Annotated in this window: 26 protein-coding genes; 11 read left to right on the forward strand and 15 right to left on the reverse strand. The window is 39.5% G+C overall.

Translation table 11 applies throughout. The features are described 5' to 3' along the window. The first annotated feature begins 43 nt into the window (after nt 1-43). The gene (locus CYAN7822_RS22210; protein WP_013324487.1) at nt 44-664 is read left to right on the forward strand and encodes an esterase/lipase family protein; all 621 of its coding nucleotides are present in this window, start codon (nt 44-46) and stop codon (nt 662-664) included. 149 nt (nt 665-813) lie between these two features. On the opposite strand, the gene CYAN7822_RS22215 is transcribed toward CYAN7822_RS22210, so the two are convergent. The 5 genes from CYAN7822_RS22215 to proS all read right to left on the reverse strand — a co-directional run bounded on the left by CYAN7822_RS22215 (nt 814) and on the right by proS (nt 8,613). Beyond that, nucleotides 814-2,103, reverse strand: coding sequence for an acyltransferase family protein (locus CYAN7822_RS22215; RefSeq protein ID WP_013324488.1), 1,290 nt, complete (start codon nt 2,101-2,103; stop codon nt 814-816). Between the two features lie 310 nt (nt 2,104-2,413). Beyond that, nucleotides 2,414-3,778 (reverse strand): NAD-dependent succinate-semialdehyde dehydrogenase, encoded by a 1,365-nt coding sequence (locus tag CYAN7822_RS22220; protein WP_013324489.1) that lies wholly within the window; start codon nt 3,776-3,778, stop codon nt 2,414-2,416. An 88-nt stretch (nt 3,779-3,866) separates the two neighbouring features. Continuing rightward, nucleotides 3,867-5,024: an AAA-like domain-containing protein gene (locus CYAN7822_RS22225; protein ID WP_013324490.1), complete on the reverse strand. Its 1,158-nt coding sequence runs from the start codon at nt 5,022-5,024 to the stop codon at nt 3,867-3,869. Nucleotides 5,025-5,052: 28 nt separating this feature from the next. Next, a complete protein-coding gene (locus CYAN7822_RS22230) occupies nt 5,053-6,660 on the reverse strand; it encodes a hypothetical protein (RefSeq protein ID WP_013324491.1) in 1,608 nt (535 codons plus the stop codon). A 150-nt stretch (nt 6,661-6,810) separates the two neighbouring features. Continuing rightward, nucleotides 6,811-8,613 carry a proline--tRNA ligase gene (gene proS / locus CYAN7822_RS22235; protein ID WP_013324493.1) on the reverse strand — a complete coding sequence of 601 codons (1,803 nt, stop codon included), beginning with the start codon at nt 8,611-8,613 and terminating at the stop codon, nt 6,811-6,813. Between the two features lie 421 nt (nt 8,614-9,034). Here proS and CYAN7822_RS22240 point away from each other — a divergent pair, with 421 nt between their 5' ends. Together CYAN7822_RS22240 and CYAN7822_RS22245 are read left to right on the forward strand one after the other, a co-directional pair. Beyond that, the gene (locus CYAN7822_RS22240; RefSeq protein ID WP_013324494.1) at nt 9,035-9,601 is read left to right on the forward strand and encodes a late competence development ComFB family protein; all 567 of its coding nucleotides are present in this window, start codon (nt 9,035-9,037) and stop codon (nt 9,599-9,601) included. Between the two features lie 59 nt (nt 9,602-9,660). Then, nucleotides 9,661-10,167 (forward strand): late competence development ComFB family protein, encoded by a 507-nt coding sequence (locus CYAN7822_RS22245; RefSeq protein ID WP_013324495.1) that lies wholly within the window; start codon nt 9,661-9,663, stop codon nt 10,165-10,167. Here CYAN7822_RS22245 and CYAN7822_RS22250 read toward each other — a convergent pair. Continuing rightward, entirely contained in the window at nt 10,155-11,066 is a 912-nt protein-coding gene (locus CYAN7822_RS22250; protein WP_013324496.1) for a histone deacetylase family protein, read from the reverse strand. The genes CYAN7822_RS22245 and CYAN7822_RS22250 overlap by 13 nt on opposite strands. A 149-nt stretch (nt 11,067-11,215) precedes the next feature. Between CYAN7822_RS22250 and radC the strand changes: the two genes are divergently transcribed. Then, nucleotides 11,216-11,947 carry a RadC family protein gene (radC, locus tag CYAN7822_RS22255; RefSeq protein ID WP_013324497.1) on the forward strand — a complete coding sequence of 244 codons (732 nt, stop codon included), beginning with the start codon at nt 11,216-11,218 and terminating at the stop codon, nt 11,945-11,947. Nucleotides 11,948-11,952: 5 nt separating this feature from the next. On the opposite strand, the gene CYAN7822_RS22260 is transcribed toward radC, so the two are convergent. Continuing rightward, entirely contained in the window at nt 11,953-12,513 is a 561-nt protein-coding gene (locus CYAN7822_RS22260; protein WP_013324498.1) for a hypothetical protein, read from the reverse strand. Nucleotides 12,514-12,660: 147 nt separating this feature from the next. After that, the gene (locus tag CYAN7822_RS22265) at nt 12,661-14,220 is read right to left on the reverse strand and encodes a phytoene desaturase family protein (protein ID WP_013324499.1); all 1,560 of its coding nucleotides are present in this window, start codon (nt 14,218-14,220) and stop codon (nt 12,661-12,663) included. Nucleotides 14,221-14,309: 89 nt separating this feature from the next. On the opposite strand from CYAN7822_RS22265, the gene CYAN7822_RS39570 reads away from it, so the two are divergent. Together CYAN7822_RS39570 and CYAN7822_RS22275 are read left to right on the forward strand one after the other, a co-directional pair. Beyond that, the gene (locus CYAN7822_RS39570; protein WP_013324500.1) at nt 14,310-15,068 is read left to right on the forward strand and encodes a PEP-CTERM sorting domain-containing protein; all 759 of its coding nucleotides are present in this window, start codon (nt 14,310-14,312) and stop codon (nt 15,066-15,068) included. A 111-nt stretch (nt 15,069-15,179) separates the two neighbouring features. Next, the gene (locus CYAN7822_RS22275; RefSeq protein ID WP_013324501.1) at nt 15,180-16,802 is read left to right on the forward strand and encodes a peptide chain release factor 3; all 1,623 of its coding nucleotides are present in this window, start codon (nt 15,180-15,182) and stop codon (nt 16,800-16,802) included. 92 nt (nt 16,803-16,894) lie between these two features. Here CYAN7822_RS22275 and grpE read toward each other — a convergent pair whose 3' ends face one another. Continuing rightward, the gene (grpE, locus tag CYAN7822_RS22280; protein WP_013324502.1) at nt 16,895-17,812 is read right to left on the reverse strand and encodes a helix-turn-helix domain-containing protein; all 918 of its coding nucleotides are present in this window, start codon (nt 17,810-17,812) and stop codon (nt 16,895-16,897) included. Nucleotides 17,813-17,838: 26 nt separating this feature from the next. Next, complete coding sequence (locus CYAN7822_RS22285; RefSeq protein WP_041933929.1) at nt 17,839-18,102, reverse strand: ParB N-terminal domain-containing protein; 264 nt, start codon at nt 18,100-18,102, stop codon at nt 17,839-17,841. A gap of 130 nt (nt 18,103-18,232) precedes the next feature. Between CYAN7822_RS22285 and CYAN7822_RS22290 the strand changes: the two genes are divergently transcribed. The 5 genes from CYAN7822_RS22290 (at nt 18,233) to CYAN7822_RS22305 (ending at nt 22,520) form a co-directional block, all read left to right on the forward strand. Then, nucleotides 18,233-19,486: a response regulator gene (locus CYAN7822_RS22290; RefSeq protein ID WP_013324504.1), complete on the forward strand. Its 1,254-nt coding sequence runs from the start codon at nt 18,233-18,235 to the stop codon at nt 19,484-19,486. A gap of 103 nt (nt 19,487-19,589) precedes the next feature. Beyond that, the gene (locus tag CYAN7822_RS22295; protein WP_013324505.1) at nt 19,590-20,909 is read left to right on the forward strand and encodes a response regulator; all 1,320 of its coding nucleotides are present in this window, start codon (nt 19,590-19,592) and stop codon (nt 20,907-20,909) included. A gap of 221 nt (nt 20,910-21,130) precedes the next feature. After that, nucleotides 21,131-21,562, forward strand: a complete 432-nt coding sequence (locus CYAN7822_RS22300) for a hypothetical protein (protein WP_013324506.1) — start codon at nt 21,131-21,133, stop codon at nt 21,560-21,562. 40 nt (nt 21,563-21,602) lie between these two features. Next, the gene (locus tag CYAN7822_RS37870) at nt 21,603-21,752 is read left to right on the forward strand and encodes a hypothetical protein (RefSeq protein WP_013324507.1); all 150 of its coding nucleotides are present in this window, start codon (nt 21,603-21,605) and stop codon (nt 21,750-21,752) included. Nucleotides 21,753-21,761: 9 nt separating this feature from the next. Continuing rightward, complete coding sequence (locus CYAN7822_RS22305; RefSeq protein ID WP_013324508.1) at nt 21,762-22,520, forward strand: amino acid ABC transporter ATP-binding protein; 759 nt, start codon at nt 21,762-21,764, stop codon at nt 22,518-22,520. A 7-nt stretch (nt 22,521-22,527) separates the two neighbouring features. Here the strand turns inward: CYAN7822_RS22305 and CYAN7822_RS22310 are convergent, their stop codons facing one another. From CYAN7822_RS22310 to CYAN7822_RS22330, 5 genes are all read right to left on the reverse strand, one after another. Then, nucleotides 22,528-23,694: an EcsC family protein gene (locus CYAN7822_RS22310; protein ID WP_013324509.1), complete on the reverse strand. Its 1,167-nt coding sequence runs from the start codon at nt 23,692-23,694 to the stop codon at nt 22,528-22,530. Beyond that, nucleotides 23,675-24,742, reverse strand: a complete 1,068-nt coding sequence (locus CYAN7822_RS22315) for a GGDEF domain-containing response regulator (protein ID WP_013324510.1) — start codon at nt 24,740-24,742, stop codon at nt 23,675-23,677. Before CYAN7822_RS22315 ends, CYAN7822_RS22310 begins: the two co-directional genes overlap by 20 nt. A gap of 513 nt (nt 24,743-25,255) precedes the next feature. Beyond that, a complete protein-coding gene (locus CYAN7822_RS22320; protein WP_013324511.1) occupies nt 25,256-25,672 on the reverse strand; it encodes an NUDIX hydrolase in 417 nt (138 codons plus the stop codon). A gap of 38 nt (nt 25,673-25,710) precedes the next feature. After that, on the reverse strand, nt 25,711-26,010 hold the full coding sequence (locus CYAN7822_RS22325) for a DUF3181 family protein (RefSeq protein WP_013324512.1): 300 nt from the start codon (nt 26,008-26,010) through the stop codon (nt 25,711-25,713). Then, the gene (locus CYAN7822_RS22330; RefSeq protein ID WP_013324513.1) at nt 26,003-26,254 is read right to left on the reverse strand and encodes a 2TM domain-containing protein; all 252 of its coding nucleotides are present in this window, start codon (nt 26,252-26,254) and stop codon (nt 26,003-26,005) included. The genes CYAN7822_RS22325 and CYAN7822_RS22330 overlap by 8 nt, the downstream gene beginning before the upstream one ends. Nucleotides 26,255-26,338: the final 84 nt, after the last annotated feature.

The following is a 26,338-nucleotide window of genomic DNA, read 5'->3' on the forward strand; positions in this document are numbered from 1 at the left end:
ACCGCTTAAACTTTGACGATTTTATTATTAAAAACCCGAAATTATGAGCTTTAATTCTTCTTCAAATCAACGTAATCCCGTCTTACTGATTCATGGAATTACTGACACTATTGCTAAATTTAATGTCATGACAGCCTATCTTCGTCAGTTAGGGTGGGAAGTTCACAGCATCAACTTAATTCCTAATACGGGATGGATAGGATTAGATCAATTAGCCCAACAAGTGGCAGACTATATTGAAAAAACCTTTCACCCTTCCCAACCCATAGATTTAATTGGTTTTAGCATGGGAGGCCTTGTTACCCGTTACTATTTACAACGACTTGGCGGCATTAACAGAGTTCAACGTTATATCAATATTTCCGCCCCCAATAACGGAACCTTATTAGCTTATGGATTACCTTTTAAAGGCGTAATGCAAATGCGCCCAGATAGTCAATTTTTACAAGAATTAAATAATGATAGTGTCGAGTTATTAGAAAAAATTAACTGCACTATCCTTTGGACTCCCTTTGATTTAATGATAGTTCCTCCCGAAAGTTCCCGAATGCCTGTAGGAAAAGAAATTATACTGCCGGTTCTTGTTCATGCTTGGATGGTGAGTGATAAAAAAGCTTTAGAAGTTGTAGCGGATGCCTTATTAGAGCCGCTAAAAAATTTCTGAAAAATATCAATTGTGAGCAAAAACTATAGCGCTACGCGCTAGGGAACAGGGAACAGGCTACAGTTGATTATGACAAGGTTTTATCTTCTCGCCATGTCCTAACTTTAATGCGTAGTGCTGTAAATCTCGATATTTTAATTTAATTCATCTCATTTTAAAAACCAAAACTTCCATTGAGATAAATACCAGCCCCAGCCTAAATTCCAACTCGAAAACACTAACAACATAAATCCATAAACAAACAAGATATAAAAAGTAGAATTAGTCAGATTATCTATGGTAGTTAGCTGGAAAATCGGTAAAGCTACAAGTATAGACACATAGTTGAGGCATAGGCCATGAAAAATATAGGCTTGATAGGTGGCATTGCTGAGGGAATCTATAAGCTTATCATTAATTTTGCTCAAAAACGGCTCTAAGGCAAAAGTAATATTGATAAAAAGGATAACTATTCCAACGCCGATTAAAGCATCAGATATAGCCAGACCTATGGGAAATGTATGATTTCCCCAGGAAATACTAGCATATTTTGAGGATAAAAATAAGCCTAAGCCTTCTAAAATTAATCCAAATATTATATTATGTACCCCTTTAAAATTAAACAAAATTTTTAGGCTGTTTTGAGCATTGAAAAATCTTTTTGCCACTCCCATACCAAAACAAAACTCAAATAATCTAGTGAGAGCAATTCCTCCTGGGGCAAGCCCTCCATGACCAAATCCTACTATTTTTCCCCAGACCAGTATAGAAACAATAATAATAGCTAAACTACTTATTACTTTTATCAGTAAAGTCAGCCATAAAAAAAGAGAAGAAGATGTTTTATTAAGCAAATAAAACAGAAAAGGAAAAAGTAAGTAAAGTTGAAGAATAATAGGAATAAACCAGGTAGCCGGAATGACATTGAGAAATACCATTCCTAGAAAATAAACCTTTAAAAATCCTAAAAAGCTTGAATAATTAAAGATATTAAGGAACATATATATAGTTAAGACTACCCAGTAATAAGGATATAGTCTAACAAATCTTTTTTTCAGAAAATCAATCCAGTTAATCGATGGGTTGTTTTCCATTTTCTTAAGATTTTTAAGAGCCGAAAGCGTTAAGCCGAAACCACTAAGAAAGAAAAAAAGATGAACCGCTTGATAACCTAAACCAAAGACAATATTGCTGAGATTAAAAAAAACACTTTCTAGGTTAAAAGTTGGCCAGATAATAAAAGGGGTAATACCGCAAGCATATAAGGCATCTCCCTGAATTCCTAAGCATTGGGGTGTAAGGGTTTTAATTGATTGTAAACTGGGAACAGAAGTGGCTAATTTAGGTAAAAATATTCCTACCCATAAATGGCAAGTAAATACTCCAATACAAGCAAATATTCGCCAATAATCCAAGTAAATAATTTTAGCTGTGCTTTGATTTTTAAGGGTTGTTTGCATAAACCAACACAAAATGAGTAGTTAGAGCAAGATTGATTCCATAGTAAAAGAAAAATCGATAAAAGGAACAAACAAAATCAAAACTAAATAAGTCGGCTGCCATTAAGCGTAAAACACCCGAGAGGGAACAGTCCACAGGAAAAGAATAGAGGCATTTTTAAGAGTTAATGAGAGTATTCATTTATTTATGCCCACCTAATTATAAATTTTCCCAAAAATCACTAAAAAAGGTTTATAGTTCTGATGAAAGTGCTATGGATACACCCATATTTTGACTACAAACCTACTCTAAAATTATGAGATTAAATAGTTATTTAATCCAAACGGTTTTGATATTGACAAATTCTTGAATTCCATAGATGCCTAATTCCCGTCCATAACCGGAAATTTTAGTGCCGCCAAAGGGAAGACGAGGATCAGACTTCACCATTCCGTTAATAAAAACCGCGCCGGCTTCAACCTCATTAATAATACGTTCTTGTTCATGGGGATCAGTAGTCCAGCCACTCGCCCCCAGTCCAAAAGTGGTACTATTAGCTAATTCGATCGCTTCATCGAGAGTTTTAACCCGAAAAAGAGAAGCCACCGGCCCAAAAAATTCCTCTTTATCTGCCGGAGAATTTGGCGGTATATCGGTGAGAATGGTAGGGAGATAAAAATTGCCCGCACCTTCTAAAGCTTTACCTCCAATTAAAACTCTTGCCCCCATCGCCACACTTTTTTGTACTTGTTGATCAATATCATCTAAAATATCTGGGGTAGCTAAAGGGCCTATATCCGTAGCTTCATCCATCGGATCACCCACTTTTAAGGCAGAGAATTTTTCGACGAGAAGCTTTTCAAAGTGATCAGCCACCGACTCGGCGACAATAAACCGTTTAGCCGCAATACAAGACTGCCCACTATTAAGCATTCTAGCGGCAGTGGCGCTACTAGCTGCGGCTTCAATGTCAGCACTATCTAAGACAATAAAGGGATCGCTTCCGCCTAACTCTAACACCGTCTTTTTAATTTGTTTGCCCGCCGCCGCCGCTAAAGAAGCCCCGGCAAATTCACTTCCCGTCAGGGTAGCCGCTTTGACGCGATCATCATTAATAATACTTTCCACTTGAGAAGCGCCGATCAGGAGGGTTTGAAAAGCACCGTCAGGAAAACCGGCTTCTGTTAAAATTTCTTCGATCTTGAGGGCGCATTGAGGCACATTAGAAGCGTGTTTGAGGATGCCCACATTCCCCGCCATCAAAGTGGGTGCCACAAAGCGGAAAACTTGCCAAAAGGGGAAATTCCAAGGCATCACCGCTAAAATAATCCCGAGGGGTTGAAAGCGAACAAAGCTAGAGGAGGCATCTGTAGAAGCGGGCACATCTTTGAGAAATTCTTCTGCATTATCGGCATAATAACGACAGACAGAGGCACATTTTTTGGCCTCCGCGATGGCGCTTTTGATGGTTTTGCCCATTTCCAGGGTCATTATTTTCCCGAGTTCCACCTGATCCCGTTCTAAAATCTCGGCGGCTTTATTCATCCATTGACTTCGTTGGGCGAAAGAGGTGTGACGGTATTCTAAAAACCGATCTTGTGCTTTAGCCAGTTTTGCTTCAATCTCCTCGGGGGTAAGGGGTTCAAAGGTTTTTACTGTTTCTCCGGTGGCTGGGTTAACTGTGGCGATACCCATAGACCTGTCTTCTCCTATTTTTAGGGCTAGATACTTTTTTTATTTTAGCTTGAACCCAAACAATCCTCTACATCTTATTTTTTACTTCCTAGTCTCTACTTCCTTGTGATTGCCAATGAGTTAAATTTCGCTCAATCCAATGGAGGTTAAAAATTTGCTGATAAATTTTGTTTTTAACTTTTAGCTTTTCTTGTTCTTTAATGACTAACCCGGATAGGATTAATTCGTTTTCCTCTGAACTATCTATGGCCTTGATTTCTCCTTGTTGCTCGATTTGTTGATACAGTTTAAGCAGGCTAATGACTTGAGGACTGGTGAATAGGCGATCTCGTATAGTTTTTAAATGTTCTGGGTTATCTTTTGTTTCCCACTGCTCTATAATTTCATTTTTGACTAAATTTTCAATCCATTTTTGCTCCTCATTTTGAGGAATAGTCGCACCTGAATCTTCAATTATCTGACAAAGTTTTTGGGTGAGAAAGGGTTGCCCATTAGTCCAATTAAGAATTTCTTTTAAAACGTTATTAGGATTACTGGCTTTATCTTTTAATCCATACATTAGAGCTTGAGATTCACCTAATTTAAATCCTTCTAACTCGATTTTTTCACTAATTTTAAAAAAATCAAGTTTGTTTGAAGCCACGAATTGAGATGGATTCGCTACTCCAAGAAGGACAAAACTAATTCGATTTAACGGCTTATTGACTTGCCGTTGATGGTAAAAATTGGTCAGCAAAACTAAAAAGTCTTTTAGATTAAATTTCAAATTCAGAACACTATCAATTTCATCAATAAAAATCACAATATTCTCTTGAATAATTTTTAAAATAACTTGCTCAATAAATTCTCCTAAACGTTGTGCAGGAGATAAACTTTGATGTTCTTTCCACCAACGACGAATCGAGATTTGTTCCAAAAGATTTAACTCACTGGCTAAGACATACGTTAAGCCAGTATACCACTGTGCTAAAGTAATATTCTGACTGCCGATCATAGAAAGATCTACCGCCGCACATCTGACTCCCTCTTCTATTAAACGCTTGGTGACTTGTACACGCAAACTAGATTTCCCCATTTGCCTTGCATTAAGGATATAACAAAAATTTCCTTGTTTGAGGGCTTGATATAATTGTCTGTCAGCTTTTCTGATCACATAAGTTGGAGCATTACTCGGTAAACTTCCTCCAACTTGATACTCATAAGTTATTTTTTCTGACTCACTTCTAAGCAGGAGGTTTTTTTCCATAATTTGAAGATAATATAAAGAAGAAAACTTAAAAATCGTTGTTTTGAGACTGTTCCGTAGAATCTTCTTGAGTGCTGTTATCTGAGAAAGTTTGTAACTCAGGTAATTTTAGCAGAATGCCAGCAAATAGCCAATAATACACAGCTACGGGTTCTACCGTTAAAGGATAATACCAAGGATTATAACTAATAAACAAAATAAAGATCCATAAACAAATTGCCCAATGACTCAAAGCCTGATTGTTTACGGTTTTATAGGCACGAAACGTTAATATAGATAAAATAGTAACCACTCCCATAAAAGCTAAAAATCCTAAGATTCCAATTTCGTATAAAAGTTTTACATAAAAGGTTTCTATTAGCTGAGTGGCATTTTCATCAACTAAGCGACGCGCCCCACTGGTGGCTCCACCTAAGCCACCCACTCCCAATAAATTAATATTTTTGCCTTGTATTCCCAGTAACCATTGTAATTGCTTGGTCATAAACTCAAGCGGCGGAGAATACTGCCAACGAGCGATAAAATTGCTAAGAAGCTGTTGTACAAAACTCATTTGACTGATAACTAATAAAGTGAGTGCGGCGATAATTCCTAACTTAACGGGTAGCCACTTTTTTCGTCTTTCACTCACCACTAAAAGCACGATAAAAGTCACGGGAACTACCAATAAAGCAACTCTTTGCCCTGAAATGAGCGTCGTGGCTAAAACCATTGCCATGCCTATCCAACTCACCACTCGCCAACGCGGCGAAGGATCACTAAAACTAGCCGCATAAGTCATAAAACCGCTAAAAATCAGAAACCAAGCCCACTGCCAAGGATCGGAAAAGGTTCCGGGTAGCCGAATTAAACCTTGTTGGGGGTTATAGAGAAGAGATCCCCCCACAAAACACATCCCTTTGAGGGTAGCTTTAGCGGTAATGTCTGGATAATATTTGTCTTGGGATAAGGGAACAAGCGAAGGCAGTTTATTGAGGGTAATGTTATCCGGACAAAATTGGCTGGTTAATAAGAAATATTGAATAAAGCACAAACTACAACAGATTAAAATTAAAACCACTTGCAAACGACTAACAAAAAAGATATCTTTAGAAGTGCGTATGAGATAATAGCCGCAAACAATTAAAGGAATATAGCCTAATAAAATTTTTAAGCCCACCAGTCCCTTAACGAGATTTTGCAACTGAAAGTCAGCGAAGCTAACAAAGACCAGACTTAACAAACAAATTCCTAGTAAAATACTCAGGGCAATGAGCAAGGGTTTAATTTTGGGCCGTAACTGTTCCCAGGTTTTTGTAGAGATTAAAATGCCCAATAAGGCGGGGAAATAAAAACCATCCTTAGCTATTTTGTAGAGAGGATAAGCCTTTGTATATCCGATCATGTTGCCGATGACTTTATAGACTTTGATCACAGAAAAAGTCAGCGTATTGCTCAAGGGAAGATAGATGAGTAGGGCTAAGATTCCCCAACGAGGGTTAATAAAAGAAATCGCCATACAGGGTACAATAAATAGAGCCAATAGAGCCGCTTGTAATCCTCCATCTGAGCGCAACAAAAACAGCAGTCCCACAGCGACGATCAAGGCCGCACAGGCAATGAGCGCAATAAACATCGGGTTGTTTTCAGTTTTCATTTTTCTTGCTCCAGTCGACCTCTTCTATAATTAAATTTTCTCTGTATTCTTTTGCCTGAATGTTTAGGGCAAGAGCGCCTTTTTTACCAGAATTTGTCAATTGTGTCAGAAGTCTATTGTTAAGGTGGGCCATGCCCACCCTCATTAATTTTATATTGCCGCTTTAACCCATTGTTGTAAGGTTGAAACCACTTCTTCAATGGCAATGTCTTGAGATTTTTTGCTCGCTCGTTCTACCACTTCTACTTTACCGTCTTTGAGGGAGCGTCCGGTGACAATGCGATAGGGAATACCAATTAACTCAGAGTCTTTAAATTTTACCCCGGCTCGGGCATCCCGGTCATCTAATAAGGTTTCTACCCCTACTTGGTTTAACTCTTGGTAGAGTTTTTCGGCAGTTTCTACCTGTAAGGGATCATTAAGGTCAGGAATAACCACAATAGCATGATAAGGAGCGATCGCAACTGGCCAAATAATCCCATCTTTATCATAAGACTGTTCAACCGCAGCCTGAGCCAAGCGAGAAACCCCCATGCCATAACATCCCATCACTAAGGGAATTTCTTCTCCTTGTTCATTGGTATAAGTTGCTCCCATAGCTTGAGAATATTTGGTTCCCAGTTGGAAAATATGACCCACTTCAATTCCTCTGGCACTTTGAAGGGTTTGAGTGGGATCATGTACCGCGCGATCACCTTGTTTGGCTTTTCGCACATCTACCACTAATTCAGGTAATTTAAACTGTTTACCCCAATTGGCTCCGACAACGTGAGATCCTTTTTCGTTGGCTCCGGTGACAAAGTTTTTCAAGTCGATCACGGTTTTATCCACTAAACGCAGAAATTTAGGCGCTACTTGTTGGGAAGATTGAATATAATCATCTCCTAAGTCGGGGGCAATATATCCTAAAGGTAAGGGTTTAGCCGCCCATTTTTGTTGCGCGGACTCATCAGGAACCAACAGCGCTAAGATGCTCTTAGCTTGGTAACGGGAAGCCTGTCTGACTAATTCATTTTGCAGTTTTACTTCGTTAACATCTTGATCTCCTCGGATATGGACTAATACCAATACCGACATTCTGTTATCATAAACCGCTTGATAGAGAACATTTTTCACAATGACGGTCTCAGAACAGTTGAGAAATTCGGCTAACTTTTCGATGGTGTCTGTGCCTGGGGTTTCTCGCTTTTCGTAACTTTTAAAGGGGGATGCTTGGACATCGGGGGGTAAAGAGACGGCTTTTTCTACGTTAGCGGCATAGTTTCCATCGGCTGTGTAGAGGACTTCATCTTCTCCGGCATCCGCTAAGACCATAAATTCTTGAGAACCTGAGCCGCCGATGGCACCGGAGTCCGCTTCTACGCCTCTAAACGCTAGTCCGCAACGTCTGAACATATTACGGTAAGCTTGGTCCATATCTTGATAAGTTTTTTTCAGGCTTGTCTCATCCGTATGAAATGAGTAAGCATCTTTCATGATAAATTCGCGCCCTCGCATTAAACCAAACCGAGGACGAATTTCATCTCTAAACTTGGTTTGAATTTGATAGAGATTTAGAGGTAATTGACGATAAGAACGAATCATCTCTCGAGCGATAAAGGTGATCACTTCTTCATGGGTTGGACCTAACCCTAATTCTCGCTCTTGACGATCACCAAGCGCAAACATAATGCCCTCTGCTTTGGTATAAGTATCCCAACGCCCCGACTCTTTCCATAACTCTGAGGGTTGTAGTTGGGGAAGGAGACATTCTTGTGCCCCAATGGCGTTCATTTCTTCTCGAACAATTTGAGAGACTTTTTGCAAAACTCGCCACATTAAAGGGAGATAGGCATAAATTCCGCTACCAATTCGACGAATATACCCCGCCCGTAATAAAAGTTTATGACTCTTGATTTCTGCTTCGGCAGGATCTTCTCGCAGCGTGACAAAAAGCATTTGAGATAGTCGCATCGTTTTTTCTTTTGCTACAGTGGATTCTTATTATCTCACTCCTGACGGAATTCACGTAAATTATTCATTCTATTTTTTAAGTTTTTATAAAATTCGCTGACAGTTTTGATAAAAGTTAATTTTTATTACCCATTAGATCAGTGTTTTTACAGAACTTTTATGGCTCGATCTAACTGATGATACCTAGGCTTAAATATTGCAGACTGTAGTTTTTTTTATCAATTCAAAACTCCCCAAAAAATCTAGACAATTCTACGTATTTCTAGTTATAATAATATTTCAAGCATTGTGCATCCGGCTAAAAGATAAAATTAGCTAATGAATCTTGTCCGAAATATTACCATCTTAACATTTATTTGATTTTGCTCAAGTCTCTATAAACGAGATGAAAAAAATAAACAAAAAAAACTGAGGCAGAAAAATGATGAACAGAAAAGACAATAGTTTTAAAACGGAGCAAATTTATCAAAATATCATGGAGGTGCTGGTAAAAGAAGAGATACAAAGGCAACTAAAAATTTATCCTGCACAGATTAGGTCATCTTTTAATATAGTAGAGATAGAAGCTTATGCGCTTAACCGGCTTCCTGTTCTGTATGCTTCTAGCGAAAAAGGAAGAGATATGCAAAAAGAAATCGGCAAACAAAAATATCGAAAAGAGATCGGTATAGCTGTACGCCGAGCTTTAGCTACAGTGGAAAAAAATCCCAAAAGACACTCAAAGCCATTGGTTTCTTTTTCAGAAATAGAGAGCAAATGTCGAGAAGCTCAAAGTGCTTTAGAAATGCTAGAAGATCTCCTGATTCAAACTCAATTAATCGACGGTTACCCGACAGACTTATCTTGGGATAATTTAGTGAGTGTCGTTGAAAAAGCTTTAAAAAGATTGTATTGGAAGGAAAATAAAAAATCGGATTCTAGGAATTTTAAAGAGGAGGAAATCGATGAGGAATCGAGTCTAGGATGGGATTCAAGTTTTATTAGTTAAACCTTGAAAAAATTGAGGATTAATATTGATAAAAATAGCCAAAAGGGAGACTAAAAAAAATGAACAATCTATCTCAAACCGAAGAACCTCAAGCTGTGAATCAGTCATGTATTCATATAAATGTTATGGAGGTACTGGTTCAGCAAGAAATAGAAAAGCAACTGAGAGACTATTCTTGCCGGCTAAAACCCTACCTTAATCGAGTTGAAGTAGCGACTTTTGCACTCAATCGATTACCGGCCCTATATGCGTCTACTATTGATGGAAAAAATTATCAAATAGCATTAGGCAAAAAGTATCAACAACAGATTACCTTAGCTGTGCGTCGAGCTATAGCCGCAGTGGAACGAGATCCCCTAAGAACATCAAAACCGATTGTTTCTGAAGCTCATATACAGTACCAAAAAGCGAAAAAGGCCCTGCAAGAATTACAGCTATTTCTTCAACAAAAAGGTTTATTAGCTCAATCCTCCATATCTTGCAAAAATTTAGTGATGGTAGTACACTACGCCTTGAAAAAAGTCAGTTGGTCGCAGCGCTTAAAATCTCAAGGTCACAAATATTGATGATAGATATCTCTAGCGGCTCGATGTAATAGAGAATGACGATAAACCAAGTTCTGAAAATCTTTAGCATAACCTCCTCCAATGACGGCGGCCACTGGGTATCCTGCGGCGACACAGGTGCTTAAAACTTGAATGTCTCGGCGGTAAATACCTATATTACTCATGCAAAGTTTGCCTAAGCGATCCTCAATATGAGTGTCTACACCAGCATCATACAAGACCAGATCAGGGTTAACCTCTCCCAGGAGATCGGGTAAATATTGGGATAGTATTTTTAAGTAGCCTTCATCATCTAATCCCACAGCGAGGGGAACATCAAGGTCGCTTTTTTGTTTTGTGCCGGGAAAATTGGCTTCACAGTGCATGGAAAACGTAAAAACACTCTCATCATTTTGAAATATATAAGCTGTACCATCTCCCTGATGAACATCTAAATCGATAATTAGCACTTTTTTAACCAGTTCGAGTTGTTGTAGCCGACGAGTGGCGATCGCTAAATCATTAAAAATACAAAACCCCGATCCGAAACTGGGGAAAGCGTGATGAGTTCCGCCGGCAGTATTACAAGCAAGGCCATATTTTAAAGCGAGTTGTGCAGTGAGAATGGTTCCTGCAACGGCGGTACAGGTACGAGTGACTAAACCGGGACTCCAGGGTAAACCGATGCGGCGTTGTGCTTTGGGGTCGAGGGTTCCCCCATAGTATGCTTGAACGTATTCGGGAGTATGAACTAATTCGATAATTTCTCTAGCGGGGACTTCGGGAATGTGAGTGTGTTCGGGTGTAGTGATACCGTCTGTAATTAATAGGTCGTAGAGTAATTTAAATTTCGGCATCGGGAAACGATGACCATCGGGTAACGGGGTGACATAGTTGGGATGGTAGACAATGGGTATCATGGATGAGGGAGAGTGCTTTTTAACTATTGTAAGCTTCCATTTCCTCCTAGATGGGTTTTTTCTGCCTTTGTACAATTGGTGATTTTTCTGATGATTATCAGCTATAAATGGGTTAATATAACTAAATTTATGCCTAAAAACCCGAGTTTATGAGCTATAATATTAGAATTGCTGATCTTCCCCTCACCGAACGACCCCGGGAACGTTTACTCTCTCTTGGGGCAAAAAGCTTATCGGATGCTGAACTCTTGGCGATTTTATTAGCCACTGGACAAGGGAAGGGCAAACTTTCCGCAGTGGGGTTAGGGCAATATATTCTTTCTGAGTTAAGTAAATATAAGCGTGAACCCCTGGATGTGTTGCGAGATATTAGTCCCCAAGAATTAATGGCCATTCATGGCATTGGCCCTGCTAAAGCCACTACTATTTTAGCCGCCATTGAACTGGGAAAGCGCTCGTTTCAATTACGTCCGATGGAGAAGATGGTGATAGATAATCCTGTGGCGGCGGCGGCGGCATTGAGTCATGATTTAATGTGGCAAAATCAAGAACGGTTTGCTATTGTTCTACTCAATGTCAAAAGTCAATTTCTCGCCACTAAAGTGATTACCATTGGAACAGCAACAGAAACCTTAGTTCATCCTAGAGAAATTTTTCGAGAAGTGATTAAACAGGGAGCGACCAAACTTATTATAGGACATAATCATCCTTCCGGTAATGTCGAACCTTCTCAAGAAGATATTGATCTGACTGAACAATTATTACAAGGAGCGACTTTTTTAAATATTCCTATCTTGGATCATCTTATTTTAGGCAATGGGAATCATCAAAGTTTACGACAAATTACCGATTTATGGCTTAGATATCCGCAAGGAGAATAAGCCCATTAATAGACTGTTTCTTCATATCCTTTTAATTTTAGGGCGTGTTGAAACTGCTTAAAGTTTTGACAAGTCTGTTGAGTATAAGTAGATTGTGATCCCATTAAGGTTGCAAAGGCCAATTTTTCTTTCGTCTCTTCTACTAGCAATTTTCTTTTTTCATCTTTTACTTGAACTAGGTTTATCTTTTTAATTTTAGGCGTTTGACCGGAAAATTTTCCCGAATACATCGAGTTAATCGCCACTATCTCTGTTGCTTTGGCTCTCGGTGCCGCCCAATCTGCCACACATCCAGCCGCCGAGACGACGACAAAATAATAGTCTAATTCTTCTTTATTTTCTCGGGCCATGCCTACCAGTTTTATATCTTTTTCAGTCACTTCTCCCCAGTAAACTCCGGTATTGGAGAGACAATCTTCTTCGATCTTGTTTCTGACCAGTTGTTCTCCACATATCTGTACAGTGACTTGGGTCATGGGTGGAGTCATTTGATTAGAAACATTACTACATCCCCATAATCCAATCCCCAGGATTACAGCACCTAATCCTATTGTTAGCTTAGTCATTCTTAATCATATCTATGTCTTGAGACGATTCTTTATTTATTATCTTATCAAAATTTGAGACAAACCTTGTCTTTTTTTAATCATTTTTTTAATAAATAGTGTAACTTTCACTACATTTTACGAGTTGACTTGATTTCAATGAATCATTTAGCCGCGAATGCCAATTTCTTTTAGCATCGATAAATGTTGAGATAAAGAAGCAAAAGTATTAGCCACTATCATGCCACTAGCTGCCACCGCCGGTAAGCCAATGCCTGGAAAAGTCGAATCGCCACAACAAAATAAGCCGGGTAGAGGGGTATTTGCCCCTGGAAAAAAGCCTGTGCCGGCGGCAATAGCTGGCCCATAAGTGCCGCGATTTCGTCTTAAAAAACGTTCATGGGTTAAAGGAGTGCCAATTAACGTCACCTCACAACGAGAACGAATATCAGGAATAATTCTGTCTAAAGCTGTCCAAATCGCTTGTGAACGCTCGTGTTTTTGTTGAGCATAAGCCGGAGAACGGCGGTCTAGTCCTTGCCACAATTGATAGGGTTCATTGCCGGGAGTATAAGCATGAATCAGATGCTTTCCAGGTGGGGCTAAACCCGGATCAAGTACAGAGGGAATAGACACTAAAATGACATTAAGCGGCGCTGTTATGCCTTTTTCCCAATCATTGACCACAATATAATGACAAGCTAAATCAGGACGCATATCGGCCGCATCAATCCCTAAATGAAAGTGCATAAAGCTATCACATTGAGGAGTGGATTCTTTTTGTTTTCTGTAGGCATTTGGGATGATTCCTTCGGGAATTAATTTGAGAGTATCCCAAATGGAAGCATTAGAAATGACAGCCTTTTTTGCCCTAAGTTCTTGGCCATTGCGTAAACGTACTCCTACGGCTCGCTTATTTTTGACTAAAATTTGTTCAACATGGGCATTAAGTAACAATTCACCCCCGTATTTTTTTAAGCCGCGTACCAACGCCTCAACGAGTGCCCCACTTCCGCCCATAGGATAATCTAAACTTACGCCAGGGCGATACCAATCTGCAAACATAAACGCCACTTCTGCGGCAATGGTTCCTTTTGCAGGAAGTCCAGAAAGAAGAAAACAGAGTAAATCTAACCAGTGGCGAAGAAAAGGGTCTCGAATCGTTCCATCGATAATATTACTGAAGGGGCCAGTTAATTTAAACATATTGGGGGCTTGGGCCACAAGAGAAGGCAAAAATTGACCGATAGTCAACAAAACCCCCGCATCCAAACGAATACTCGCCGGCGGAATTGCAATAGCCGCATCTTTTAAAGGCTGCATGAGTTTTTGCAGTGAACGCCATTCTCTAAGAGCTTCTTTTCCTCGCAACCTTTCCACCACCTGACAAAATTGATCTACGCCGACAGAGGTGTTAAAATCCCCTTCGGGCAGACAGCAACCCCAAGTATCATAATTCAACCAGGATAAATCTTCTTCTATTGCGTCTAGAACCTGTCTTAAGGGGTTAGCAGAAGGACTGTAAGATAAACCCGAATATAAAGAGGGGCCACTATCAAACTTATAACCCTGATACTCAAAACTGTGGGCAGCCCCTCCGGCCAGATTATGACTTTCACAAACCGTAACCTTAAAGCCATATTTGGCCAGAAGCGCCGCACAACTTAAGCCGCCTATTCCACTGCCAATAATAATTATTTCTCTTTCTTGAATGGTTTGAGTTAACATTTATTTAAAAAAATCTTTTTTGTTTGACTTAGATAATATTTTATGTTAACTTAGAAAACACTTTTAATAAAGTAAAAAAAACGAGGAAAATGAAAAAATTAAATGGGGTTGTTTTGGGAATAAGTTTAGCTTTAAATGGGGTTCATCTACAAGAGGTAAAAGCGGCTAACATTGAGATGAAATTTAAGGGTTATCAGGCTTCGGGGTCGGGATACTTGCGGTTTAATAATTTAGCTCTCAAAAGCCTAGGGAAGAATTTGATCCTGCCTGAAAATGGAGAAAAGAGAATTTACTTATCGAATTTGGCTAAACTCCCTAAAATTAACTTAGAATTTAATTTTGTCTTAAAGGATACTGCTAGATTTGGCTATGGGGAAACCACCATTAATTTTAAGAAAAAAGAAGACAAAGACGCTGAATTTATTTTTGAATTTCAGAAAGGTTTAGGCTCGTTAGTAGGGATTAACTATAGTGATAGTCAGCCATTGTCCATCGGCACTTACCATGATGACTTTGGTGCGGATTTTGAGGGAAATTTTAGCACAACCTGGACAGGAAATAGCTTTTATAACCAAGGAGTAGGGGAAGTTAAGCGCTATGAACTGCAAGACAAGTTTTATTGGAATGAAGAGAAACAAGAATGGGTTTTTGATAGGGAGCTAGTTTTGATAGAAATTGGTCAGGGCTATGTGAGTGGCGAATACGAGGGAGAAATAGATTTCTTGACAAAGAAACCGCTTGCCATGACACCGACACCTGAACCGATAACTTGGCTTGGAAGTGCGGCAGCCCTCTATTTTGGCACACTTTTTAAAGGCAAATTCGCACCTAAGTCTAAAAAAGTCTAACCCCGAACAAATTTCCGGCATCCGTGAATAGAGGTTATAATGAAACGAAGAAGTAAGCTTAAGACTTAACCCATAGTAATTAATCAAGAAAACCTCTCCATTAATAACCCAATGACAACAGAGATCCAAACCGAACTCGAACAGGCTGTAAATTATAGACGCAACTTCGCGATTATTTCTCACCCAGACGCAGGAAAAACGACTCTAACAGAAAAACTTTTACTCTACGGAGGGGCCATTCATCAAGCCGGTGCCGTTAAAGCGAGACGAGATCAACGTAAAGCCACATCAGACTGGATGGAAATGGAAAAACAACGGGGAATTTCTATCACTTCTACGGTTTTACAGTTTGATTATAAAAATTTCCAAATTAATTTACTCGATACCCCAGGACACCAAGATTTTAGTGAAGATACCTATCGCACCCTAGCCGCCGCCGATAATGCTGTGATGTTAATTGATGCGGCAAAAGGGTTAGAACCTCAAACCCGCAAACTGTTTGAAGTGTGTAAAATGCGGTCATTGCCGATCTTTACCTTTGTCAATAAATTAGACCGCCCCGGACGAGAACCCCTAGAATTACTCGATGAGATAGAACAGGAATTAGGATTACAAACTTATGCGGTAAACTGGCCCATTGGCACAGGGGACCGCTTTAAAGGCGTTTATGACCGACGCAGCAAGGCGATACACCTGTTTGAACGTCGCGCTCACGGCTCCCAGGAAGCCCGAGAAACGGTGATCGAGCTTGGTGACCCCAAAATTGAGGATTATCTGCCACAAGACCTCTATTATCAGCTAAAAGAAGATTTAGAAATTCTCGAAGAAATTGGCTCAGAACTAGATTTAGAACAGGTTCACGCCGGAAAAATGACACCTGTGTTTTTTGGCAGTGCGATGACCAATTTTGGCGTTAAGCTTTTCTTAGAAGCGTTTCTAGATTATGCACTCAAACCCGGAGGCAGATATTCCTCGGCAGGTGTACTTGATCCCACCTATCCAGAATTTAGCGGCTTTATCTTTAAACTGCAAGCCAATATGGACCCTAAACACCGAGATCGGGTAGCATTTGTGCGGGTATGTACAGGAAAATTTGAGAAAGACATGACCGTTAATCATGCCAGAACCGGTAAAACCGTGCGGCTGTCTCGTCCGCAAAAATTATTTGCTCAAGATCGCGCTTCCATAGAAGAAGCTTACCCGGGGGATGTGATCGGATTAAATAACCCGGGTGTGTTTGCTATCGGAGATACGATTTATAATGGCAAAAAGTTGGAATATGAGGGCATTCCTTGCTTTTCACCAGAACTATTTGCCTATTTGAAAAACCCGAACCCTTCTAAGTTTAAACAGTTCCAAAAAGGAATACAGGAATTAACCGAAGAAGGAGCCATTCAAATTATGTTTTCTGTGGATGATTTTATCCGCGATCCGATTTTGGCGGCTGTGGGACAATTACAGTTTGAAGTGGTGCAATTTCGGATGCTCAATGAATACGGAGTAGAAACCCGCACAGAACCTTTATCTTATAGTGTAGCCCGTTGGGTGGCTGGCGGATGGAAAGCTTTGGAGGAGGTAGGCAGATTATTTAATACGATGACGGTTAAAGATGGGTGGGGTCGTCCGGTTTTGTTGTTTAAGAATGAGTGGAATTTACAACAAGTGAAGGAAGACCATCCTAAGTTAGAATTAACTTCTACTGCGCCGGTAGGTTCAGGTCTTCAACCGTCTTAAAAGGCAAAATCTTCAGCTAAGATGGTGCGTTACGACGGATATTTCAACCTAGGTTTTTTCCGATGAGGATAACCGCCTAACGCACTCTACAATCATTGAATGATCTTCTTCGCTGTTGCTTCATCCACAGCCGCATCTTCAGAAACATCTAAAATAGTCGCCGACGAATCATCAGGAGCATCTAAATTAGTTGGTGTAGAACTTTGAGGAATATCAAGCACCGTCGTAGGAGCTTTATTCTCTTCTGTATCTTCTACTGTTTTCACGCTTTCTGTTTTGGGAGCCGCTACCGCCTCAAGAGAACTCACTTTAGCGCGATATAATAGCGTATCACCCTGACGATATCCCACATAACGCACCCGTACCCGCTCCCCAGGTTCCGCTTGTCCTTCCATCAATTGATGATATTGAGGATCATAAGGCACTAACTCACCCACAGAGGCGATCGCTTCTACCCCCCACTGCTTTAATAAAATTGCCATCGGTTTAAGCAACGGTAATAATTTGATCGCGGGTAACTTGGGATTTTTCTGGGCCGATAGGGCGGCAGTCGGCCATTGCAGTAACCATGACTCTAGAGTCTGTAAACTCGAGCGTTGAAACTCTTGCTTCAAAGTTTCTTTTTGTTGCTCCATTTGCTGTTGCAGCCGATGAAACTCATTTCTTGAGGTTTCTCGCTCTTGTTCTATCAGTTGTTGTAACTGTTGATAGTCTTCTTCTAGAGACTCGAGTGCGTAAGTATCACTTCTCATCTGTTCGGGTAGAGGAAGAGAAACCGCTTCATCAGAGCTAAATCGAGTCAGGAAATCATTGAGAGAAATTTCTAGCGTATTGGCTAATTTTAGCAAGATTTCTACAGGTATCTTCAGGATTAATCCGTATTCGATCCGAGTAATTTGCCACTCCGATACCTCAGAAAGGCGGCTTAATTCTTTTACAGTGGGAATTCCCACCTGTTGCATCAGGTGTTCTAACTGCTGATGGTTTTTAATGTAGATGGATTTGCTCATGGTCAAGTACAAAAATCACAACACAATTATGCTAAATGTTTCTGTAACACTGAACGCGGCGCTTGACGAACTCGACATTTAATTGTTTGTTTACCGAGGCGTTGATGAGCCTCAAAACGATGACACCCCGAAAAGCCATAATATTGTCCGTCCACTTCTAGCACATCGATCGGTTCTCTTAAGCCTTCTGAGGCGATCGACTGCATTAAGGCTTCTACTTTTTGGGGATCAGTTTGCCGGGGAAGGGGGCGACGGATCTGGTTTAGGGGAATTTCTTGAATTTTAACCATAGCTTTGAGTGAATGTACGGGAGCTTTTATTTGAGTATGATATAGATCACAGGGTAAAAAGACTGACATCACCGATCTTTTTGGGAATTAATGAGATTCTGGGAATATAAGCTAATAGTTTAATGTTCTTATGACTAACGCACTTACTGCTCTCTCTTCTATCTCAGAACCAGCTTTGACTCCAACCGTTAATAGTGATATTTCTACAGCCCAACCGATAACTATTGATGAATTTAGCGGCATCAAACAAGCAAACCTGTTTAAAAGCTTAAAACAAAACCAGTTTAGTGGCCAGTTGATTTTTTGGGACCCACAAGGCGTGGTGTCTATCTTTCATCTGTTTCATGGGCGTATCGTTTTTGTGACAGGTGGACACCAACCCAGCAAACGCTGGACTCGTAATTTAAAATTGTACTGTCCGGCGCTGGCTTGTGAGTTAAATGTTATAGATGCCAATGAGTCTATTCCTACCCCTGAAACCGAAGAAATGAGTTGGCAATATCGCCTATTGTCTTCCTGGCTAAAACAGAAAAAGATTAACCGAGAACAAGTTTTCCGTCTCATTCGCGGTTTAGTTAGCGAAATGTTCTTTGATTTAACTCAAGCTCAACAAGTCACTTATATTCTTAAATCTGATAAATCTTGCTCTACTCCTATTATTTTAATTAACCCAGAAGAAATTATTGTTGATGCTTGGAAGCTTTGGCTAGAGTGGCAAAAGGCTGATTTAGCCGCTTATTCGGCCAATTTAGTTCCTGTTATTAGTCACCCAGAGCAATTGGACCTGCAAGCTTTACCGAGTACCTGTAAGGTGGTTATACAATGTTTAGATGGAGAAGCCAGTTTAAGAGATTTGGCCATCAAACTACAACAAGATATTTTATCCTTAACACGCTCACTATTGCTCTATGTTCAATGGGGATTAGTTAAATTTGTCGAATTTGCCGATTTAAATGACCAAGTAGAGTCATTTCCTGCCAATTTTTCCCTCAAAAAAACTCTTAAGCAACATCTTGTCGTCTATGTCGATGATAATTTAGAAATGTCTCGGCGTATGCGAGACTGGCTCACCTCTGCTGGTTATCAATATATTACTGTTCATAACCGACTAGAAGCGGTGGCTATTTGTCTAGAGCAAAACCCTGACCTGATTATCATTAATGCCCAGATGTCTAATAGCAGTGGCTATCAAATCTGTTATCAACTGCGGCAATTTTCCTTTCTTTGCCATACACCCATTATAATGCTTGCAGATAAGATTAGCATGATCGACAAAATTAGAGCAAAATTCGGTAAAGTTGTGGAAATATTGCCAAAATTTGCCGATAAAGAGCAAATTATCACCACATTATTTAAATCTTTAACTCAAGAAACGGCAATATAGTTATAGGCTATAGGGGTTTATAAGACTTATCGTCGCGTCTCTAGAGAAATGATAGAATTAAATAGGAATCAACCTACTTGAGAAATTAAGGCCTTCAAACCCAGTGTTTCTGATTTGTCCAACTTTTGTTGCTCAGGTTTTTTTTTCGGTTCAAGTGGTGGTTAAGGATGATTTAGTTATGGCTCAAAATTTGCCTGACACTGATGCGACAGATCCAAATTTTACTCCCATTCAGATGCTAGAACGACTGGCAGACACTCAAGAAAGCGGTTGTTTACATCTACGTAGTCAAGACGTTGACTGGCTTTTTTATTTTAGGTTGGGCAAATTAGTTTATGCAACTCATTCTATAGATCCTGTAGACCGTCTAGAGCGTCATTTACGGCGGCTCAGTCATGAAATTACAAGCTTAACTCGAGAAGTCTGTCATTATGTTCGTGTACATATCGAAAATAATCTTTCTACAGACATTACTCAATTCTCTGATTATCAAGGAATTTATTGGCTGTTAGAAGAGAAAATTCTCAGTGAAGATGCCATTGTAACATTAGTAAAAAAATTAACGGCTGAAGTTTTAGAAAATTATTTAGTTGTCTCATCTATTGAAGAACAAGAAGTATTGAGTCCTCCTCTTAATCTGCCGATTTTTTGTGCCATTAATTTGGCAGATTGTATTGAATCTTGTCGTCAGCGCATAGAAGGTTGGCAAGCGTTAGGGCCGGAAATCGTTTCGCCTTACCAGCGTCCTTATTTTTTTAACAATGCTTATGCCCAAAATAAGTTATCAGAAGATCAACAACAAAAATTGAGTAAAATTTTAAAAGGATATAGTTTTTATCATTTAGCTAGTATTTTTGATCAAGATGAACTTAAGCTGGCTCAAAAGTTATATACATTAGTTAAGAATAAAGCGATTCTTTTAAGAGAACCCCAACCTCCCTATAATAAATTGCCCAAATTTTATAAGCCAGAACCGGGAAAAAACTCTAGAGAACTCGAAGAAGGTGAAGAAACCACTCTGAATTTATCAGTGATCACTAAAAATAGTTTACCGACTAAAATCTGTAAAATTGCTTGTATTGATGACAGTCAAACGATGTTACAAGAACTGTCGCGTTTTCTCGATGCAGAAAATTTTATTGTTCATACTATTAATGATTCTCTGAAAGCTTTAATGCAGGTTATTCGCATCAAACCGGATTTGATTTTATTAGATGTAACTATGCCTAATGTAGATGGTTATCAAATCTGTTCTCTGTTGAGAAAAAATGCTGAGTTTAAGAAAACACCCATCATTATGGTAACAGCCAAAAGCGGCTTAATTGACAGAGCTAGAGCCAAAATTGTCGGAGCTACTGATTATATTACTAAGCCATTTTCTCAGGAAGAATTATTGAGAATGGTCTTTCGATATTTGACTTGAAATGACAGAGAATGAATGATTGAGCATTGACTAATGACTAATGCAATTTATGCAATAAACTAATGCTTTTTTTGTCCGAGGTTGTTTCAGATGGTACTAGACAAATTTTTTTATTTATGTTAAAATACGGGCAATTATATTTCTGATAATAGCCATAACGAAAAAGGCTGTTAGGGAATGTTATGTCCCTTTGAGCGCAAATAAAATTATTTGCTTTGCCAATGACTCCTCAACTAACATCTAAATCTTTATCAAAACTGTTAGAAAAATACCCTAATCTGAAAACACCTATAGAGCAGGGTCGTTTTCTGACAGGTTATACACAAGGGAGCTATTCGGGAAACCAAGTAAATGTATTTTTAGTACGCTCTCCTTGGACGCAGTTTTGTTTGCCGGCGACGGCTATAGGAAGTCTGCCACCAGGAGCCGTACTACTAATCACTGAAGAAGCTCACGCAAGTCCCCAAGGTCTATGGAAAGCTTACAGTCTTGAAACAGATAACAAATCTTTTAACAATAGGAGTACCTCTCAAGTTCAAAGCCAATTCCTTTCTTCATTAACTTCCACTGCCGCATCCATAGCTATAGAAACAGAAAGAAAGTATTCTTCTCGTCGTTTACGAGAACTGGCTCAACAACAGTTGGTTAGATAGAGGAAAAAAAACAACTGATCAATTAAAACAACCTTAACTAATGACCCCCTCCACAGGTAGAAATCTTCTGCTAAGTCAGGGAATTATCATCAGCTTAGAAAAAATGCTAGTCTATAAAAGAAAAATTGTTTTTCTAAGCGGTGAAAAGCTTCCGGTGCTAATCATCTTAGCAGTAGATTCTACTTGGTGACAAACAACTATGAGCCAAATTCAAGACCAGACAGAAGGCCCCATCATCATCGCTGAAGAAGTGGAAAAATGGTATGACAATGGCTTTTATGCTTTACGAAAAGCCAGCTTAACCGTACACAAACAAGAAGTCGTGGTGATTATGGGCCCATCAGGCTCAGGAAAATCTACGTTTATTCGCACCTTTAACGCCTTGGAACCTTATCAAAAAGGTAGGATTATTATTGATGGCATTAAACTTTCCCATGATCTCAGAAATATTGAAACCATCCGCCGAGAAGTGGGGATGGTGTTTCAACAGTTTAATCTGTTTCCTCATTTGACGGTTTTGAATAATGTTTCCCTCGCTCCCATTTGGGTAAGGCGTTGGCCAAAACAGAAAGCCGAAACCGTTGCTATGCAATTATTAGAAAAAGTCGGAATTTTGGAACAAGCTCATAAATACCCCGGTCAACTATCTGGAGGACAACAGCAACGGGTTGCCATTGCTCGTGCTTTAGCCATGCAACCTAAGATTATGCTGTTTGATGAACCGACCTCTGCATTAGATCCAGAAATGGTGAGGGAAGTATTGGATACTATGCGGAGTTTGGCACAGGAAGGAATGACAATGGTTTGTGTGACTCATGAGGTGGGGTTTGCTAGAGAAGTGAGTGATAGAGTTGTGTTTATGGATGAGGGGACAGTGGTAGAAATTGCCACGCCCGACGAGTTTTTTAATCATCCTAAAGAAGAACGCACTCAAAAGTTTCTTTCTCAAATTTTGTAGTTTTCAATCAAATTGAATTCCCCTCAAAACATAATTTCAACTTTTGATGATCAATTAACCATCTCGTTTGAAAAGTGCGATAAGCTGCCCGACTAACAGCCTTAATTAAAGACGCTTCTGCTGATGCACCAAACAGGCAACCTAGAACCGGAATTCCTTCGCCGCTTTCGCTTTCAATTTGATAAGTAATCAATTGTTTAATTAACTGTGAGGAGATAACTTTCGTTGTTTGAGCTTCGGCGGACTCCTCAACCAAATCTTCAATAATTTGCGGGTAGAGAATTTGATGAAGCTTAAACCAGTATTTAAACGTATTTTTGCGCTCCTTTGGGGTGTCAGCGATAGCTAATTCAATAATAGCCCAAGCAAATTGCTTATCTTCTTCTGTATCGGGAGTATAGCCATAACACAAACCAATTTTATAAATCGTTTGCCACATCAATAGCAGAAATAAAGGAATATCAACTTCTACAGCGATCCCGCCCAACAATCCAGATAATCCTCCTGTCACGGCCGCTTGAGCAATGGCTTTATGTTGGACATCTTGAGCCAGGTGATCGCAAACTTCTAAAGAAACTTGTTGCAACTGTTGATGATTTTCAACCCCTGCCTTATCTTGAAGCGTTTTCCACTCATGTGGCCAATGAGCGGTAACTGATTCTAAGGTTTGAAAAATTTTCTCCACTAATGGCGGTGGGATCATTGCTTCTACTATTTTCCCCACCGGCTCAAATAATTGCTCAAGTCCTTGGTTAATCAACCCTAACTCACCACACAGCCATTGATGAATCCCTCGAATTTGCTGCTTTTCATAATCACTTAAATTTTCACTCCCTCTCATCAACCCGTTTGCCTCTAAATAAATTGCCGGTGGTCGCTTCGAAGGCAAAGCCGCTAACTCAATGGCTTCGGTTAATCGAGTCTGCAATGTTGTTGAGGAGCATTTTTTTTGATCGTAGCAGACCATTAGAGATTGAGCCGCATCATTAAGACGAAAACTGGTGATCCCCTGCTCTGACTCCAAGCGGCTTTCGAGTTGATCTCGGTAATTTGCATCTATCAATAAACGTGGAATTCGCACGCGAAGTCGCCCGGGTAGCTGGTGGATAATTTTGTAATTAACTTGTCCCATATATTTTTCTAAATAGCCACATTCAAAGTTCTTTCTGCTCATCAAAATTAAAGAGAATAATGCGATCCCGCCCTTGAGCTTTAGCTTGATAGAGGGCATGATCAGCCGCATCGAGGATAGTTTTCGAAGATAGTCCTGGACGAGGAATAATACCTGCAACTCCTAAACTTAGGGTAACATATTCACTGACGCGGGAATGAGCATGAGGAATCTTGAGATGACGAATTTCCCAACACATTCTCTCGGCAACTAACATTGCTCCTTGAACATCGGTATTCGGCAAAATGACAGCAAATTCCTCGCCACCGTAACGAGCCGCTAAATCCCCTGGCCGCCAAACCGTTTTATTGATCGTTTCAGCAACGAGTTTTAAACAATCATCTCCTACTAAATGACCATAGCAATCATTGTAATCTTTAAAATAATCGATATCGCTCATAATCAAAGACAACGGCACTTGTTCGCGCTGCGCTCGTTTCCATTCTTGTTTAAGATAGTAATCAAACTGAAGACGGTTAGCGATTTGAGTTAATCCATCTAGAGTAGCAAGGCGTTTTAAGACTTCATTTAAAGCTTGTAGTTCAGCTTCAGCTTTTTTGCGGACTTGAATCTCCTCTACCAGTTTTTGATTAATTTTTTTCAAAGCTTCTTCAGCTTTTTGTCGTTGCTCAATTTCTTCTTGAAGAAGAGCTTTTTGTCGTTGAAGCGTTAACTGGGTTTCAATTCTAGATAAAACTTCTTCTAAATGAAAGGGTTTTGTAATATAGTCTACCCCTCCGACAGTAAACGCTTTTACCTTATCAAAAACTTCATTTAGGGCACTCAAAAAAATTACAGGAATTTCAGCCGTTTCTGAGTTAGCTTTTAGCTTTTGACACACTTCATAGCCGTCCATATTAGGCATTTTGACATCGAGAAGAATTAATTCTGGGGGTTCAGCTTTCACTACCATTAAAGCCTGTTTCCCACTGAGAACACGACGAACTTCATAACCTTGATCTCGTAAGCTTTTAAAAAGAATTTCCAAGTTTTCAGGGATATCATCTACAATTAAAATATCACCTTTAGATTGAGCCGTTTTTTCATTCATGTCTACTAAGATTGGTTAAATTAGCAATTTTTTCAAAAGCGAGCTTCTTGACTAACTCAATTAATATTAAAGCAACTGGCTCAGGGTTTTGAGGAATTTGTTCAATCAACTACTCCTATTTTGTGTTCTCTAGCATTGATAGCCGGTTGATATAACTTGGTCACCCCTTCAGCACTCTTAAGCCTAAACTTAACCTTTAGTTGAGCTTAAGATAAATATTTGGAGCTAGTCTGACCAATAACTTGAGAATAATTGCTAATATTTTCATATAAATAACGTACTCCCCCATACTGGGACATTCTTTCATATATTATCTCTTGTTGAAGCGAATTGCCTAGAAAGTCGTTACAACCTGTAGCAAAAATCCAAGAACATTGTTTATCTAAAATTCTAATGGATATCTAGTTTTTCTACACTATAGTTATTGATTTATCGATAGCTAAATTGATCTATGTCAGTTCATTTTTCTCTCTTTAGATAGAAGAAAATTTTGTCAACTGTCTAGGGATAGAATTAAACTTGAAGACGAGTGGGTAATTTTTTGAGCATTTTCTGAATTTCAACTGGCTGAACTTGTTCAATAGCTTGTGATAAACTAAACCAGCGTCTATCTCTATCTTGATCTTCCAACCAACAAGGCTGTAGCAAATCCACCCGTAATAAAAAAACCTTCACTCGACAAGTCCCACCAAATTTTTGATAAGTGTAACTCCCCACCACTTCTGAAAAGACTTCTCCGATAATTCCTGCTTCTTCTAACGCTTCTTGTGCGGCTGAAGCATGGGGAGTCATATGAGGTTCGACAATTCCTTTGGGAATAATCCAGCGTTTTTTCTTGCGGGTGGTAATTAATAAAATTTCGATTTCTCCGTCTCTAAGGCGATACGGAATAACGGCAGATTGTTCAATATAAGCAGATTCTTTGCCCATCAGCTAGACAAATGTGACCATTTAACTTTCAAGGGGAATTAACGATTTTTTTGAAACTCCTCAAGGAGGTCCACTAACGTCATTTGACATTTCGTCGGTAACAATTCTGCTAAAGGGAGTTCGATTTTTCCGCCGCCCAAGGGAACTTTAATGTTATTGAGGACTTTGACGACAGCATCCGAACTAAGCTCATCTTCTTCGATCAAAGGAAATACCCGTTCGGCTAACAGGGTATGAAGATGGGCCTCAGCTAAATATAAATGCCATTTAGCTACATCAATGTAGATATTTTCTCCAATTTCAGCCGCTAAGGCTTCGATTTCTCTTGTATTAGCCATTGGTTTTTACCGAATAATCAGCGATCACTGCAATATAAATTAAATGCAGCAATAAAATTACAGCCCAGATCCCTGTAAACTGCACTAGCCAAGACCAGTTAGGATATTTAATTATATGGAAAAACCACAAACCCGAATTAAAGGCGAGAAATACCATAACATGAACCGCAAAGTTCATGCGGTCATCTAAACGACGAAAATCGGGGTCTTTACGGTCAGGTTTGCGAGGCCAACGGGGAGGCATAGTGGTAAGTTGTAGGATTTAGGTATCATATATCAGTCTATCAAATGAGAAAAATTTTTTCACGATTCGGCAGGAAGAGGGCGA

It is taken from the genome of Gloeothece verrucosa PCC 7822 (genome assembly GCF_000147335.1).
Lineage (GTDB): Bacteria > Cyanobacteriota > Cyanobacteriia > Cyanobacteriales > Microcystaceae > Gloeothece > Gloeothece verrucosa.

Bases quoted from the DNA above. Each gene is read 5' to 3' on its own strand.
- CYAN7822_RS22210 (WP_013324487.1), top strand. From the start codon at position 44: ATGAGCTTTAATTCTTCTTCAAATCAACGTAATCCCGTCTTACTGATT.
- CYAN7822_RS22215 (WP_013324488.1), bottom strand. From the start codon at position 2,103: ATGCAAACAACCCTTAAAAATCAAAGCACAGCTAAAATTATTTACTTG.
- CYAN7822_RS22220 (WP_013324489.1), bottom strand. From the start codon at position 3,778: ATGGGTATCGCCACAGTTAACCCAGCCACCGGAGAAACAGTAAAAACC.
- CYAN7822_RS22225 (WP_013324490.1), bottom strand. From the start codon at position 5,024: ATGGAAAAAAACCTCCTGCTTAGAAGTGAGTCAGAAAAAATAACTTAT.
- CYAN7822_RS22230 (WP_013324491.1), bottom strand. From the start codon at position 6,660: ATGAAAACTGAAAACAACCCGATGTTTATTGCGCTCATTGCCTGTGCG.
- proS (WP_013324493.1), bottom strand. From the start codon at position 8,613: ATGCGACTATCTCAAATGCTTTTTGTCACGCTGCGAGAAGATCCTGCC.
- CYAN7822_RS22240 (WP_013324494.1), top strand. From the start codon at position 9,035: ATGATGAACAGAAAAGACAATAGTTTTAAAACGGAGCAAATTTATCAA.
- CYAN7822_RS22245 (WP_013324495.1), top strand. From the start codon at position 9,661: ATGAACAATCTATCTCAAACCGAAGAACCTCAAGCTGTGAATCAGTCA.
- CYAN7822_RS22250 (WP_013324496.1), bottom strand. From the start codon at position 11,066: ATGATACCCATTGTCTACCATCCCAACTATGTCACCCCGTTACCCGAT.
- radC (WP_013324497.1), top strand. From the start codon at position 11,216: ATGAGCTATAATATTAGAATTGCTGATCTTCCCCTCACCGAACGACCC.
- CYAN7822_RS22260 (WP_013324498.1), bottom strand. From the start codon at position 12,513: ATGACTAAGCTAACAATAGGATTAGGTGCTGTAATCCTGGGGATTGGA.
- CYAN7822_RS22265 (WP_013324499.1), bottom strand. From the start codon at position 14,220: ATGTTAACTCAAACCATTCAAGAAAGAGAAATAATTATTATTGGCAGT.
- CYAN7822_RS39570 (WP_013324500.1), top strand. From the start codon at position 14,310: ATGAAAAAATTAAATGGGGTTGTTTTGGGAATAAGTTTAGCTTTAAAT.
- CYAN7822_RS22275 (WP_013324501.1), top strand. From the start codon at position 15,180: ATGACAACAGAGATCCAAACCGAACTCGAACAGGCTGTAAATTATAGA.
- grpE (WP_013324502.1), bottom strand. From the start codon at position 17,812: ATGAGCAAATCCATCTACATTAAAAACCATCAGCAGTTAGAACACCTG.
- CYAN7822_RS22285 (WP_041933929.1), bottom strand. From the start codon at position 18,102: ATGGTTAAAATTCAAGAAATTCCCCTAAACCAGATCCGTCGCCCCCTT.
- CYAN7822_RS22290 (WP_013324504.1), top strand. From the start codon at position 18,233: ATGACTAACGCACTTACTGCTCTCTCTTCTATCTCAGAACCAGCTTTG.
- CYAN7822_RS22300 (WP_013324506.1), top strand. From the start codon at position 21,131: ATGACTCCTCAACTAACATCTAAATCTTTATCAAAACTGTTAGAAAAA.
- CYAN7822_RS37870 (WP_013324507.1), top strand. From the start codon at position 21,603: ATGACCCCCTCCACAGGTAGAAATCTTCTGCTAAGTCAGGGAATTATC.
- CYAN7822_RS22305 (WP_013324508.1), top strand. From the start codon at position 21,762: ATGAGCCAAATTCAAGACCAGACAGAAGGCCCCATCATCATCGCTGAA.
- CYAN7822_RS22310 (WP_013324509.1), bottom strand. From the start codon at position 23,694: ATGAGCAGAAAGAACTTTGAATGTGGCTATTTAGAAAAATATATGGGA.
- CYAN7822_RS22315 (WP_013324510.1), bottom strand. From the start codon at position 24,742: ATGAATGAAAAAACGGCTCAATCTAAAGGTGATATTTTAATTGTAGAT.
- CYAN7822_RS22320 (WP_013324511.1), bottom strand. From the start codon at position 25,672: ATGGGCAAAGAATCTGCTTATATTGAACAATCTGCCGTTATTCCGTAT.
- CYAN7822_RS22325 (WP_013324512.1), bottom strand. From the start codon at position 26,010: ATGGCTAATACAAGAGAAATCGAAGCCTTAGCGGCTGAAATTGGAGAA.
- CYAN7822_RS22330 (WP_013324513.1), bottom strand. From the start codon at position 26,254: ATGCCTCCCCGTTGGCCTCGCAAACCTGACCGTAAAGACCCCGATTTT.